The organism is Sphingopyxis sp., assembly GCF_035998905.1.
Classification (GTDB): Bacteria; Pseudomonadota; Alphaproteobacteria; order Sphingomonadales; family Sphingomonadaceae; genus Sphingopyxis.
Genome location: NZ_DASYHG010000025.1, coordinates 183196 through 196454, shown reverse-complemented (window position 1 = coordinate 196454; position 13259 = coordinate 183196). Strand labels below are relative to the sequence as shown.

12 protein-coding genes are annotated in these 13259 nt (G+C 63.9%); 7 read left to right on the top strand and 5 right to left on the bottom strand.

What is annotated here, in order from left to right:
* Positions 1 to 10 precede the first annotated feature (10 nt).
* The gene (locus VGN62_RS15375; RefSeq protein WP_327455424.1) at positions 11 to 691 is read left to right on the top strand and encodes a TPM domain-containing protein; all 681 of its coding nucleotides are present in this window, start codon (positions 11 to 13) and stop codon (positions 689 to 691) included.
* Between the two features lie 11 nt (positions 692 to 702).
* A complete protein-coding gene (locus VGN62_RS15370) occupies positions 703 to 1251 on the top strand; it encodes an NUDIX hydrolase (RefSeq protein ID WP_327455422.1) in 549 nt (182 codons plus the stop codon).
* A 1-nt stretch (position 1252) separates the two neighbouring features.
* Here the strand turns inward: VGN62_RS15370 and VGN62_RS15365 are convergent, their stop codons facing one another.
* The 5 genes from VGN62_RS15365 to carA form a co-directional block, all read right to left on the bottom strand.
* Positions 1253 to 1900: a rhomboid family intramembrane serine protease gene (locus VGN62_RS15365; protein ID WP_327455420.1), complete on the bottom strand. Its 648-nt coding sequence runs from the start codon at positions 1898 to 1900 to the stop codon at positions 1253 to 1255.
* A gap of 11 nt (positions 1901 to 1911) precedes the next feature.
* Positions 1912 to 2388 carry a transcription elongation factor GreA gene (greA, locus tag VGN62_RS15360; RefSeq protein ID WP_327455418.1) on the bottom strand — a complete coding sequence of 159 codons (477 nt, stop codon included), beginning with the start codon at positions 2386 to 2388 and terminating at the stop codon, positions 1912 to 1914.
* A gap of 96 nt (positions 2389 to 2484) precedes the next feature.
* Positions 2485 to 5805 carry a carbamoyl-phosphate synthase large subunit gene (gene carB, locus VGN62_RS15355; protein WP_327455416.1) on the bottom strand — a complete coding sequence of 1107 codons (3321 nt, stop codon included), beginning with the start codon at positions 5803 to 5805 and terminating at the stop codon, positions 2485 to 2487.
* Position 5806: 1 nt separating this feature from the next.
* A complete protein-coding gene (locus tag VGN62_RS15350; protein WP_327455414.1) occupies positions 5807 to 6181 on the bottom strand; it encodes a hypothetical protein in 375 nt (124 codons plus the stop codon).
* Positions 6178 to 7350 (bottom strand): glutamine-hydrolyzing carbamoyl-phosphate synthase small subunit, encoded by a 1173-nt coding sequence (carA, locus tag VGN62_RS15345; RefSeq protein ID WP_327455412.1) that lies wholly within the window; start codon positions 7348 to 7350, stop codon positions 6178 to 6180. Before carA ends, VGN62_RS15350 begins: the two co-directional genes overlap by 4 nt.
* A 131-nt stretch (positions 7351 to 7481) precedes the next feature.
* Here carA and VGN62_RS15340 point away from each other — a divergent pair, with 131 nt between their 5' ends.
* The 5 genes from VGN62_RS15340 to VGN62_RS15320 all read left to right on the top strand — a co-directional run bounded on the left by VGN62_RS15340 (position 7482) and on the right by VGN62_RS15320 (position 13126).
* Entirely contained in the window at positions 7482 to 7934 is a 453-nt protein-coding gene (locus VGN62_RS15340) for a GatB/YqeY domain-containing protein (RefSeq protein WP_327455410.1), read from the top strand.
* 120 nt (positions 7935 to 8054) lie between these two features.
* The gene (locus VGN62_RS15335) at positions 8055 to 8450 is read left to right on the top strand and encodes an endonuclease domain-containing protein (protein WP_327455408.1); all 396 of its coding nucleotides are present in this window, start codon (positions 8055 to 8057) and stop codon (positions 8448 to 8450) included.
* 64 nt (positions 8451 to 8514) lie between these two features.
* On the top strand, positions 8515 to 10398 hold the full coding sequence (dnaG, locus tag VGN62_RS15330; RefSeq protein WP_327455406.1) for a DNA primase: 1884 nt from the start codon (positions 8515 to 8517) through the stop codon (positions 10396 to 10398).
* A gap of 32 nt (positions 10399 to 10430) precedes the next feature.
* Positions 10431 to 12452 carry an RNA polymerase sigma factor RpoD gene (gene rpoD / locus VGN62_RS15325; RefSeq protein WP_327455404.1) on the top strand — a complete coding sequence of 674 codons (2022 nt, stop codon included), beginning with the start codon at positions 10431 to 10433 and terminating at the stop codon, positions 12450 to 12452.
* A 260-nt stretch (positions 12453 to 12712) separates the two neighbouring features.
* The gene (locus VGN62_RS15320; protein WP_327455402.1) at positions 12713 to 13126 is read left to right on the top strand and encodes a PspC domain-containing protein; all 414 of its coding nucleotides are present in this window, start codon (positions 12713 to 12715) and stop codon (positions 13124 to 13126) included.
* The last annotated feature ends 133 nt before the right edge of the window (positions 13127 to 13259 follow it).

Here is a 13259-nt window from a genome sequence, read left to right as displayed (position 1 = left end):
GGATGCGGCCATGAAAGTCAGTCACGTCAGCGACGCCGACCATGATATCGTTACCGCAGCGATCGCCGCTGCCGAGGCGCATACCAGCGGCGAGATCGTCACCGTCGTCGCGGCGAAGTCGAACGACTATGACGATGTCGCGCTCGTCTGGGCGAGCATCATCGCCTTCCTCGCCATGTCGGTGATCGCGCTGTTCCCCGAATTTTACCGCGGGCTTTACGACCGGCTGACTGGCGGCTGGGGGCACGAACTCACCGCTAATCAATGGCTTGGGACGGTGATAGCGATCGGCGTGCTCAAGTGGATCGGCATGTGGCTGATCCTGCTGTGGCGCCCACTGCGGATGGCGCTCACCCCGCGCGCGATCAAGGCGCAACGCGTGCGCGCGCGCGCGGTCGACCTGTTCAAGGTTGGGACCGAGGGGAAGACCACGGGTCGCACCGGCGTGCTGTTGTACCTCAGCCTGAAGGAGCATCGCGCCGACATCGTCGCCGACGAGGCGATCGCCGCGAAGGTCACACCCGAGGTATGGGGCGATGCAATGGCGGCGCTGATCGAACGCGTGCGCGCGGGGCAGCCCGGCGAAGGCATGGCCGAAGCGGTGCGCCAGATGGGCCTCGTGCTCGCCGAACATTTCCCGCGCGGCAGCGAAAATCCGAACGAACTCCCCGACCGCCTGATCGAGCTTTAAAAGGACAAGACATGAGCCGCCCCGGCCCCGACACCCCTATCGAGACGCGGTGGGAAGGCCGCTTCATCACGGTCAGGCAGCAGGGCAATTGGGAATATGTCTCGCGATCGCGCGGTATCCACGCCGCGGTGATCCTCGCGATCGACGAGGCCGCCGATGGCCGCCACGTCATCCTTGTCGAACAATATCGCGTGCCGCTGAAGGTCCGGTGCATCGAGCTGCCTGCGGGACTCGTCGGCGACGATACCGCGGGCGAAGCGTCCGAAATCGCGGCGCAGCGCGAGCTCGAGGAAGAAACGGGTTATCGCGCCGACCATTGGCGCACCGTCGGCGAATTCTACAGCTCGCCGGGGATGGTCAGCGAAAGCTTCACGCTGCTGGTGGCGAGCGGATTGACGAAGGTGGGCGACGGCGGCGGGGTCGATGGCGAGGATATCGTCGTCCACCGCGTCCCGCTGGACGACATCGCCGATTTCGTCGCGGCGAAACGCGCCGAAGGCTGCGGGATCGATGTCCGCGTCGCGATGCTGCTAGCGGGCGGGTTGCTCGCCGGGAGCTGACCTACCGCGCGCCGAAGCGCCAGCGAAGCAGCGGGCGCGTCAGGAGCAAGCCCCCAAGGAAACCGCCGATATGCGCCCAAATGCCCGGGCTGACGTGGGGATTAGAGGGCGCCACATTGCTCGCAAAGCCGATCAGCAACTGCAATCCGATCCACGCGGCCGAGAGCCATAGCGCCCGTACCCAGACGCCGGGGATCGGCCCGATCGCGCGCACCTGCTGCTGATTAAAAATCAGCGCGTAGCACGCGATCAGTGCCGAAACGACGCCGCTGGCGCCGATGCCGACCGCGGTCGAGTCCGGATTTGCGATCCACGAAACCGCTGCCGCGGCATAGGCTCCTCCAACCATCAATACGATCGTGGCCTTCGGTCCCAGCGGCAATTCGACCTGTCGCCCGATGAAGATCAGGAACATCATGTTGAAGAGCAGGTGCACCGTATCGAGGTGCAGGAAGGCCGACGTCAACGGCGTCAGTATCGCGGGAACAGCCGCACCGTCGAGCGCGAAGGGATTAGCGCCGAACCGCGCGGACATCATCCCGGCGGCCTCGGCTACCGGCTCGAACAGTCCCGTCACCGACAGGAAGACGAACAGGATGACGCACGTCAGCGCAAAGCCGATCGTTACCGGTGCATCGATCGGCTTCATCGCCATTCGCCTCAGATGAATTCGATTTTGGTCACCAGATAATATTTGTCGCCCGCGGGCACGGTGACTTCGACCTCGTCGTCGACGCGGCGGCCGATCAGCGCGCGGCCGAGCGGCGAGTTGTAGCTGATCTTGCCGTCCTTGGCGTCGGCCTCGGCCTGTCCGACAATCTGATAGCGCACCGGCTTGTCGTCTTCGTCAGCGAGGGTGACGGTCGCGCCGAACACGATGCGGTCGCCCGACAGCGTCGTCGGGTCGATCACCTGGGCGCGCGAGAGCTTGTCTTCGAGGTCGCCGATCGTCGCTTCGACCTGGCCCTGGCGCTCTTTTGCAGCGTGATACTCGGCATTTTCCGAAAGGTCGCCATGCGCGCGCGCTTCCTCGATCGCATCCACGATCAGCGGTCGCTCGGCTTTGAGGGTCGCGAGTTGCGCGTTCAGCTTCTCATAGCCTTCTGCCAGCATCGGCACCTTTTCAACGCTTGCCATTATCCTGTTGTCCTTCGTCAATAATCCAGCGCCGGCGAAACTTCGCCGGGCGGCTGCGCCGCTGTTTCCGTCAATGTCGGGGGGTGGAGCGGTCCTTTAATAATAGTCCTGAAGCGGCTTCACTTCAAGAGAGTGCGCACGGAGCGCCCCGATCGCCTGCGTCGCCGCCTCGCTTGCCGCAGCGGTCGTATAATAGGCGATATCGGCCGCCAGCGCCGACGCGCGGATCGACTGTGAATCCTGCAACGACTGCCATCCCTCGGTCGTGTTGAAGATCAACTGGACATCGCCGTCCTTGATCCGGTCGACGATATGCGGGCGGCCTTCAGCAACCTTGTTGACGCGTTCGACCTCGATCCCCTGCCCCGCCAGATAGTCGGCGGTGCCGCCGGTCGCGATCACCTTCCAGCCCCATGCCGTGAGCTGTCGTACAGCGTCGAGGATACGCGGTTTGTCACTGTCCTTGACCGACACGAAGACGCGGCCGTCGGTGGGCAGGCGGTCACCTGCGCCGAGCTGGGCCTTGGCAAAGGCAAGGTTGAAGTTGCGATCGATTCCCATCACTTCGCCCGTGGACTTCATCTCCGGCGACAGCACCGGGTCGGTGCCGGGGAAGCGCGCGAAGGGGAAAACCGCTTCCTTGACCGCGACGTGGGTGATTTCTCGATTGATCTTCGGCAGGTCGGCGAGTTTCTCCCCCGCCATCACGCGCGCCGCGATCTTGGCGATCGGCGAACCCACCGCCTTCGCCACGAAGGGCACGGTGCGGCTGGCGCGCGGGTTGACCTCGATCAGGTAAACCTCGCCATCCTTGACCGCGAACTGGATGTTCATGAGGCCGCGAACCTCGAGCGCGCGGGCAAGCGCCTCGGTCTGGCGTTCGATTTCGGCGACGATGTCGGCCGACAGGCTGTACGGCGGGATCGAGCAGGCGCTGTCGCCCGAATGGACCCCCGCTTCCTCGATATGCTGGAGCACACCCGCGACGACGACGTCGGTGCCGTCGCACAGCGCATCGACGTCGACCTCGATCGCATCGCGCAAGTAGCGGTCGATCAGCACCGGGCTGTCCCCCGACACCTGCACCGCGGTCTCGATGTAATTTTCGAGCTGTGCCTGATCGTCGACGATTTCCATCGCGCGGCCGCCGAGCACATAGGAGGGACGCGTGAGCACCGGGTAACCGATGCGTGCCGCGACCGCGACGGCTTCCTCGCGGCTGCGCGCGATGCCGTTCTCGGGCTGTTTCAGGCCGAGCTTGTTGACGAGCGCCGCGAAACGCTCGCGGTCTTCGGCAAGGTCGATCGCGTCGGGCGAGGTGCCGAGGATCGGGATACCCGCTTCGGCCAGCGCCTGCGCGAGCTTCAGCGGCGTCTGCCCGCCGAACTGGACGATCACGCCGACGAGTTCGCCCTTCGACATTTCGACGTGCAGGATTTCGAGCACATCCTCGGCCGTGAGTGGCTCGAAATAGAGGCGGTCCGACGTGTCGTAATCGGTCGACACCGTCTCCGGGTTGCAGTTGATCATGATCGTTTCATAACCCGCGTCTTCGAGCGCGAAACAAGCGTGGCAACAGCAATAGTCGAACTCGATCCCCTGCCCGATCCGGTTCGGACCACCGCCGAGGATGACAACCTTTTTTCGGTCGCTCGGGTTGGCCTCATTCTCGGGATCGCCGAAGGTCGGCGCTTCATAGGTCGAATAAAGATATGGCGTCTGCGCCTGGAATTCGGCGGCGCAGGTGTCGATCGTCTTGAAGACCGGCCGCACGCCGAGCTTGTGGCGCAGCGCGCGCACCTCGGCCTCGGTCACGCCGCCGGTCATTGCTTTCACCGCTTCGTGGATCAGGCCCGAACCGCGCGCGGTCGCGCGGCGCGTGCCGGGGTGAAGGTTCGCCGACTGGAGCGCGAGATAGGCGAGCCTTTTGTCGGAGAAGCCCATGGCTTTCAGCTTGCGCAGCCCTTCGGCATCGCGCGGCAGGCCGTTTTCGCAGACATCCTGCTCGGCGGCGACGATCTCGGCGATGCGTTCGAGGAACCACATGTCATAACCCGCGACGCGGTTGATGTCGGCGAGCGGCAGGCCTTCGCGGATCGCCTGCGCGGTGTTGAGCAGGCGGTCGGGGGTGCGCTGCGCCAGCTCGTTGCGCAGCTGGTCGTGCGTCGCGCCCTTGAGGCGGTCGACGAAGTTGAAGCCCGAGAGGCCAGTTTCAAGTCCGCGGAGCGCCTTCTGCAAGCTCTCGTGGATGGTACGCCCGATCGCCATCACCTCGCCGACCGACTTCATCGCGGTCGACAGCGTCGCCTCGGCACCCTTGAACTTTTCGAAAGCGAAGCGCGGGATCTTGGTGACGACATAATCGATCGTCGGCTCGAACGACGCCGGGGTCACCCCGGTGATGTCGTTCATGATTTCGTCGAGCGTGTAGCCGACCGCGAGCTTCGCCGCGACCTTGGCGATCGGGAAGCCCGTCGCCTTCGACGCGAGCGCCGACGAACGCGACACGCGCGGGTTCATCTCGATCACGATCAGGCGGCCGTCCCTGGGATTGACCGCGAACTGCACGTTCGACCCGCCCGTTTCGACCCCGATCTCGCGCAGCACCGCGATGCTCGCGTTGCGCATGATCTGATATTCCTTGTCGGTCAGCGTCAGCGCGGGGGCGACGGTGATGCTGTCGCCGGTATGCACGCCCATCGGATCGACATTCTCGATCGAGCAGATGATGATGCAATTGTCCTTGCGGTCGCGCACCACCTCCATCTCATATTCTTTCCAGCCGAGGAGCGATTCCTCGATCAGAACTTCGGTGGTCGGCGAGGCGATCAGGCCGCCGCGGACGATATGCTCGAACTCCTCGCGGTTGTACGCGATGCCGCCGCCGGTGCCGCCAAGCGTGAAGGACGGACGGATGATCGAGGGCAGCCCCGTGCGTTCGAGCACCGCGAACGCCTCGTCGAGCGTGTGCGCGACGCCGCTGCGCGCGCTTTCGAGCCCGATCTTGTCCATCGCGTCGCGGAACTTCTGCCGGTCCTCGGCCTTGTCGATCGCCTCGGCATCGGCGCCGATCATCTCGACGCCATATTTGGCGAGCGTGCCGTCCTGCGCGAGCGCGAGCGCGGTATTGAGCGCGGTCTGTCCGCCCATCGTCGGCAGCACCGCATCGGGGCGCTCCTTCGCGATGATCTTCGCGACGATCTCGGGCGTGATCGGCTCGACATAGGTCGCGTCGGCGAGGTCGGGATCGGTCATGATCGTCGCCGGGTTGGAGTTGACGAGGACGATGCGATAGCCCTCCTCCTTCAACGCCTTGATCGCCTGCGTCCCCGAATAGTCGAACTCGCACGCCTGACCGATAACGATCGGGCCGGCGCCGATGACGAGGATGGATTGGATGTCGGTTCTTTTGGGCATTTCAGCTATCTTTGAATAGAGCGATTACACTAACGACAAATGCCAGAATTGCGATCCAGTCGCTTCTAGGCACCGATCTTACTCGATCGAAAAAAGAAACGGGCTTACGCGTCTGCCTGACCTCGGCAGCTCGGGCTAGCCCGCCTCCATTTATGAGGAAGCGATGCTCCTCAAGGTCAGAATCCGCCTTGCCCCAGCCCAGAGACTGCATGTCGTGGCCTACTGTCGAGATCCAAGTTTCGTGAGCGAATATCCCATGGCGCTTGCACAGATCTTCAATGTCCAAATAACCAAGCCCCGGCGGCTCTTGGTCATCCGCCAACGCAACGATCACGGAGTCACGAAAAGTAATATAGTCGGCGTTCTCGATACTCACTTCAGCCCGCCCACAAACTTCTCGAACAGATAGAAGCTGTCCTGCGGCCCCGGGCTCGCTTCGGGGTGGTACTGCACGCTGAACGCATTTTTGCCCGTGATCGCGATGCCGCAGTTCGATCCGTCGAACAGGCTCTTGTGCGTTTCGACCACGCCCGCGGGCAAGGTCGATGCGTCGACCGCAAAGCCGTGGTTCATGCTGGTGATCTCGACCACGCCGTCTTCGGCGCGCTGCACCGGATGGTTCGCGCCGCGGTGGCCCTGATGCATCTTCACCGTCTTCGCGCCCGCCGCGATGCCGAGCATCTGGTGGCCGAGGCAGATGCCGAAGATCGGGACGTCGCGTTCGAGCAGCCCCTGGATCACCGGCACCGCATAATCGCCCGTCGCCGCGGGGTCGCCGGGCCCGTTCGAGAGGAACACGCCCGCGGGCTGGTGGCTCAGCACTTCGTCGAGGCTCGCGGTCGCGGGCACCACGGTGACGCGCGCGCCGGCCTTCACGAGGTTGCGGAAGATATTGTCCTTCGCGCCATAGTCGATCGCGACGACATGCGGCCGCTCGCCGCCCTCTTCGCTCGCATAGCCATGCCCCAGCGTCCACGCGCCGCCGGTCCAGTCGCCCGTGTCAGTGCGGCTGACCGCCTTCGCAAGGTCCATACCCTCGAGCCCCGCCCAGCCGCGCGCCATGGCGAGTAGCTCGTCGATGTCGAACTTGCCGTCGGGGCTGTGCGCGATCACGCCGTTCGGCGCGCCCGCATCGCGGATGCGGCGCGTCAGCGCGCGCGTGTCGATGCCCGCGAGCCCGATCACGCCCTGTTCGGTCATCCATTCGGGGAGCGTCTGCACGCTGCGGAAGTTGCTCGGCTGCGTCGGCAGCTCGCGCGTGATCGCGCCGAGCGCACCATGGACGCCGCGTTCCATGTCTTCGGGGTTCGCGCCAACATTGCCGATATGCGGGAAGGTGAAGGTGACGACCTGTCCCGCGTAAGACGGATCGGTCAGGATTTCCTGATAGCCCGTCATCGACGTATTGAAACAAATCTCGCCTACCGCAGCGCCGGCGGCGCCATAACCCACGCCCCACAGGATCGTGCCATCGGCGAGGACGAGGACGCCGGTGGCGCCCGAAGGCTGGGCCGCAGGCGCGGCAGAGGGGTTGGCAGGTGCCATTCAACATGCTCCGGACGGGGGGCTAAACGGCCGACCAAGTAGGCGCCAAAAAAGTGATTCACAAGCTATCGGATTTGGAATCTTCCCGCTAGGGAGGGTCTTTCCGAAATTTGCAGCGCATGGGGACACGCATGATTCGTGACGACATCAAGGCTGCGCAGGTCGCCGCGATGAAAGCCGGCGACAAGGCGCGTCTGGGCACCATCCGGCTGATGCTGGCCAAGATCAAGGACAAGGACATCGAGCTCCGCACCGGCACCGCGCCGGCCGACGACGATGTGCTCGTCACCGACGTGCTCCAGAAAATGGTCAAGCAGCGCCGCGAATCGATCACCATGTACGAACAGGGCGGCCGCCAGGAGCTCGCCGATATCGAGGCGGCCGAGGTTGTCGTGATCGAGGACTTCCTGCCCGCGCAGCTCTCCGACGACGAAGCGACCGCAGCGATCAAGGCGATCGTCGTCGAACTGGGCGCGACGAGCCTCAAGGACATGGGCAAGGTGATGGCCGCGGTGAAAGACCGGCTCGGCTCGCAGCTCGACATGAGCAAGGCGAGCGGGTGGGTTAAGGCGGCGCTGAGCTAAATCCGCTAGCGGCGCTGGCCCACCCGTAGCCCCTCCCGCAAGCGGGAGGGGAACCGGAGGTCGCGATCTTGCTTCTCCCCTCCCGCTTGCGGGAGGGGTCGGGGGTGGGCATACCGGCCTATGATGGACGGACAGTTTCAGCCCCGCGACACGCCGCGCGCGAAGGAGTTGCGCAATGCTGCGTCTCCCGCCGAGCGGGCTCTATGGCGCTGCTTGTCCGGTCGAAAAATCGGCGGCTGGAAATTCAGTCGACAGATGCCTGTCGGCCCCTATTTCGCCGACTTTCTTTGCCGCGAAGCGCAACTGATAGTAGAACTCGATGGATACTCGCACGACATGCGCCAAGCCTATGATCGCCGCCGAGATCAATGGCTGTCTGAGAACGGCTACCGCGTCGTTCGCTTCACCAATGACGAGGTCATAGGCAACATCGAAGGGGTAGTGAACGAAATCGAAAGGCGACTTGTCCATCTGCCCACCCCTAACCCCTCCCGCAAGCGGGAGGGGAACAAGTGAAATCGAGCGCAATTCTTCTCCCGTCCCGCTTGCGGGAGGGGTCGGGGGTGGGCATGGCGCCACGATGACCCTCACCCCGCAATGGCTGGACGAACTGCGATCGCGGATCACGCTGTCGACGCTCATCGGGCGGACGGTGAAGATCACGCGCGCGGGGCGCGAGTATAAAGCGTGCTGCCCCTTCCATAACGAGAAGACGCCCAGCTTCACGATCAACGACGAAAAGGGCTTCTACCACTGCTTCGGCTGTAGCGCGCATGGCGATGCGATCCGCTGGATGACCGACCAGCGCGGGCTGAGCTTCATGGACGCGGTGAAGGAGCTCGCCGCCGAGGCCGGCATGGAGGTCCCTGCCGCCGACCCGCGCGCCGCGAAGAAGGCCGAGGAGCAGGCGAGCCTCCGCGACGTGACACAGGCGGCCGCCGAGTGGTTCACGCAGCAACTTGGCAGCAGCAACGGCGCCCCGGCGCGCGAATATCTGGCGAAACGCGGCATTTCGGAGGCAACGCGCAAGGCCTTCGGGTTCGGCCTCGCGCCCGAGAGCCGCAGCGCGCTGAAAGAAGCGCTCAAGAAATTCCCGACAGCGATGCTCGTCGAATCGGGCATGCTGATCGCGGTCGAGAACAAGGAACCATACGACCGCTTCCGCGGCCGGCTGATGATCCCGATCCGCGACGCACGCGGGCGGGTGATCGCCTTCGGCGGACGCATCCTCGGCGACGGCGAGCCGAAATATCTGAACTCGCCCGACACGCCGCTCTTCGACAAGGGTCGCGTCCTCTATAATCTCGACAAGGCGAGCCCCGCATCGCGGCAGACGAACCGGATCATCGTCGTCGAAGGCTATATGGATGTGATCGCGCTCGCCGAGGCGGGGATCGCCGACGCCGTCGCGCCGCTCGGCACCGCGCTGACCGAGGCGCAGCTTGGGCTGATCTGGCGGATGGTGCCCGTGCCGGTGCTCTGCTTCGACGGCGATGCGGCGGGGCAGAAAGCCGCGATGCGCGCCGCGATGCGCGCGCTTCCCCTGCTCCGCCCCGGCTTCAGCCTGGCGTTCGCGACCTTGCCTGCGGGACAGGATCCCGACGACATCGTCCGCGCGCGCGGTGCCGAAGGGTTCAATGCGATCCTCGACGAGACCCAGCCGCTCGTCGAGCGCCTGTGGGCGCATGAGGTCGCGGCGGGACCGCTCGCGACCCCGGAAGAGCGCGCCGCACTCAAGACACGCCTGCTCGCGCACGCCGATGCGATCGAGGATGCCGATGTTCGCCACCATTATCGCGAGGCGTTCCGCGAGCGGCTCGACTCGCTGTTCGCGCGCAAACAGCCCGAGCGCGCGCAGCGCCAGCCGTGGACCCCGAACCCGCCGCGCGGAAACGGTCCTCGCCGCTTCGGCCCCGACCCGCGATTGCAACCTCCGGCCGATGAAACGCGTTCCATCGGGCAGGCCGGGATTTCCGCGCCTTATGTCGCGGCGCTGATCGGCGGGTTGCTGCGTTTTCCCGAAGCGCTCCGGCGCAACGAGGAGGCGCTGACGCGGCTGCCGGTGAGCGATTCCAGCGACGCCGAACTGCTCGGCGTAATGCTTGACAGCGCGATGCGTCAGGAAGGGCTTGATTGCGAGGGGTTGCTTGCCATATTGGAGCCAATGAAAGTGTATAATAGGGCGACGACATTGCTCAGAGCCGACGGAATGCACTTCTCGTTCAATCGCAGGCTTGAAGGCGAAGAGGTTGATGCAGCGCGCGAAATCGCACTGCGCGACCTTGACGAATATATCGGCGTGCTGGTCACCCAGCCCGAAATCCGCACCCGGCTTGCCGAAGCCACCGCGGATTTCCAGCGCACGATGGACGACGAAGGCCTGGCGCGTCAGCAAAAGCTGCGCGCGATGGACGAGGAACTGACCCGCCGACTGGCCGCGCTGTCCGAGAGCAGCAGCCAGTGAAGACAACTTATTGCCCCTAGGCAGGAACAAATATGGCCACCAAAAGCACCGCCGCCGATACCGATACCGACGCCCCGCTGATCGACCTCAACGAGGCCGACGTCAAAAAGCTGATCGCGCGCGGCAAGAAGCGCGGTTACCTGACCTATGACGAGCTGAATGCGGCGCTGCCGCAGGACGAGATGTCGTCGGAGCAGATCGAGGACATCATGTCGGCGATCTCCGACATGGGCATCAATATCGTCGAAAGCGACGAGGATGTGCAGGAAGAGGCCGACCAGGAAGCCGACGATGACGTCGACGTCAGCGCCGGCACGGGTTCGGTGTCGAACCCCGCGATCGAAAAGAAGAAGGAAACGGTCGATCGCACCGACGATCCCGTTCGCATGTACCTGCGCGAAATGGGCGCGGTCGAGCTGCTCAGCCGCGAGGGCGAAATCGCGATCGCGAAGCGCATCGAGGCGGGCCGCGACACGATGATCCTCGGGCTTTGCGAAAGCCCGCTGACCTTCAACGCGATCATCGACTGGTCGACCGCGCTCAACAACGGCGACATGCAGCTGCGCGAGATCGTCGATCTCGAAGCGATGCTGTCGAAGGATCCCGCGCCCGAGAATATGGACGAAGAGGGCGCCGAGGACGACGGCGAGATCAGCGAGAAGACCGCCGGCGTCTCATTCAAGGACGAGGACGAGGTCGAGGAAGAACCTTCCGCCGACGGCGACGACGAGGACGGCGAAGGCTCGTCGGGCAAGCGCGAGAATTTTGAGGAAGACGAGGAAGACAACACCCTCAGCCTCGCCGCGATGGAAGAGCTGCTGAAGCCCGACGCGCTCGAAAAATTCGCGAACATCACCAAGAGCTTCAAGGCCTTCTCGAAGCTACAGGAAGCACGCCTCGAATCGCTCTCGGGCGGCGAGGAATTCCCCGCGGCGTCGGAAAAGAAGTACCACAAGCTGCGCGAGGAACTCACCGCGCAGGTCGAAAGCGTGCAGTTCCACGGCACCAAGATCGAATATCTTGTCGACCAGCTCTACAGCTACAATCGCCGCCTGACCGCACTCGGCGGCCAGATGCTGCGCCTTGCCGAGCGCCACAAGGTGCCGCGCAAGTCGTTCCTCGACAATTATGTCGGGCGCGAGCTGGAAGAGAATTGGCTCGACGAAGTTTCGGGTCTCGACAAGAAATGGGCCGCCTTTGCCGAGAATGAAGCCGGCGCGGTCGACCGCATCCGCATCGAGATCAGCGAAATCGCGCAAGCGGCGGGCATGAGCCTCGTCGAATTCCGCCGCGTCGTGAACATGGTCCAGAAAGGCGAGCGCGAAGCGCGCATTGCCAAGAAGGAAATGGTCGAGGCGAACCTCCGCCTCGTGATCTCGATCGCCAAGAAATATACGAACCGCGGCCTGCAGGTCCTCGACCTGATCCAGGAAGGCAATATCGGCCTGATGAAGGCGGTCGACAAGTTCGAGTATCGCCGCGGGTACAAGTTCAGCACCTATGCGACCTGGTGGATCCGGCAGGCGATCACCCGCTCGATCGCCGATCAGGCGCGCACGATCCGCATCCCGGTCCATATGATCGAGACGATCAACAAGCTCGTCCGCTGCAGCCGTCAGTTCCTCCACGAAAGCGGCCGCGAACCGACACCCGAGGAAATGGCCGAGCGTCTGTCGATGCCGCTCGAAAAGGTCCGCAAGGTGATGAAGATCGCCAAGGAGCCGATCTCCCTCGAAACGCCGATCGGCGACGAGGAAGACAGCCACCTCGGCGATTTCATCGAGGACAAGAATGCCGTCATCCCGGTCGACGCCGCGGTGCAGTCGAACCTCAAGGAAACGGTGACGCGCGTTCTGGCGTCGCTCACCCCGCGCGAGGAGCGCGTGCTGCGCATGCGCTTCGGCATCGGGATGAACACCGACCACACCCTCGAAGAGGTGGGCCAGCAGTTCAGCGTGACGCGCGAGCGTATTCGCCAGATCGAAGCGAAGGCGCTCCGCAAGCTGAAGCACCCGTCGCGCAGCCGCAAGATGCGCAGCTTCCTCGACCAGTAAGCCCTTCGGGTCTTTCGGACATCAGACACCCCGCCCTCACCGGCGGGGTGTTTTGTTTTGCACTTTGGATCAAGGCGTTGCCCCAATGCTGCGCCGCACAATTTTTTTGTCCGGGCTTCTTTAAATCTTCATATCCCTGTCCCAGATAGCCCCCGTCATCGATGCGGCGGGCTTCATGACCGGTTCAGGCACCACCCGCCAAATGGCAAATATTCCCACTCAATGGGAAACAACACAGGGCAAAAGGCGGGCCGCAAGGCATGACCCGCACGAAAAAAGCCCGAAAATTGGCGGGACTGCAAAAATTGGCACGGCCTTTGCGATGTATCCGGCATCGGCGCGGGGCAGTGCTCGCAGCCCAAGGGAAAGACAAAAAAATGGACAATGAAACCACCAACCTCTTCCGCCGCCGCGACACCTTTTTCGGTATCTGCGAGGCCGTGGGCCAGGATTTCGGCTTCAACCCGCTCTATCTCCGCCTGGCATTCATCGCCCCGCTCTTCTTCTTCCCGGCCCAGACCTTCGCCGGCTATTTCGGCCTCGGGATCGTGGTGCTCGCATCGCGCCTGATCTTCCCGGCAAAGAGCGCAGCAGCCGTCCAGCCCGTGCTCAGCGTGACCGAAGGTTCCGAGCCGCAGGCCGACAGGGCCGAGGATCTCGCACTGGCTGCATAAACAGAGCCGGCAGGACCTCTCCCCAAAGTCCTGCACGTCCACCCTTTTTGGCGCCCCGGCGCCAGGGAAGGGGCCGGCAAGCTCTCCCCGGTGCTTGCCGGCCCCTTATCCTTCGCGCCGCCCCCTTCCTAAC

What these genes read in the sequence shown, in the direction of transcription:
- VGN62_RS15375 (WP_327455424.1), top strand. Translation starts at nt 11, where the DNA reads ATGAAAGTCAGTCACGTCAGCGACGCCGACCATGATATCGTTACCGCA.
- VGN62_RS15370 (WP_327455422.1), top strand. Translation starts at nt 703, where the DNA reads ATGAGCCGCCCCGGCCCCGACACCCCTATCGAGACGCGGTGGGAAGGC.
- VGN62_RS15365 (WP_327455420.1), bottom strand. Translation starts at nt 1,900, where the DNA reads ATGAAGCCGATCGATGCACCGGTAACGATCGGCTTTGCGCTGACGTGC.
- greA (WP_327455418.1), bottom strand. Translation starts at nt 2,388, where the DNA reads ATGGCAAGCGTTGAAAAGGTGCCGATGCTGGCAGAAGGCTATGAGAAG.
- carB (WP_327455416.1), bottom strand. Translation starts at nt 5,805, where the DNA reads ATGCCCAAAAGAACCGACATCCAATCCATCCTCGTCATCGGCGCCGGC.
- carA (WP_327455412.1), bottom strand. Translation starts at nt 7,350, where the DNA reads ATGGCACCTGCCAACCCCTCTGCCGCGCCTGCGGCCCAGCCTTCGGGC.
- VGN62_RS15340 (WP_327455410.1), top strand. Translation starts at nt 7,482, where the DNA reads ATGATTCGTGACGACATCAAGGCTGCGCAGGTCGCCGCGATGAAAGCC.
- VGN62_RS15335 (WP_327455408.1), top strand. Translation starts at nt 8,055, where the DNA reads ATGATGGACGGACAGTTTCAGCCCCGCGACACGCCGCGCGCGAAGGAG.
- dnaG (WP_327455406.1), top strand. Translation starts at nt 8,515, where the DNA reads ATGACCCTCACCCCGCAATGGCTGGACGAACTGCGATCGCGGATCACG.
- rpoD (WP_327455404.1), top strand. Translation starts at nt 10,431, where the DNA reads ATGGCCACCAAAAGCACCGCCGCCGATACCGATACCGACGCCCCGCTG.
- VGN62_RS15320 (WP_327455402.1), top strand. Translation starts at nt 12,713, where the DNA reads ATGACCCGCACGAAAAAAGCCCGAAAATTGGCGGGACTGCAAAAATTG.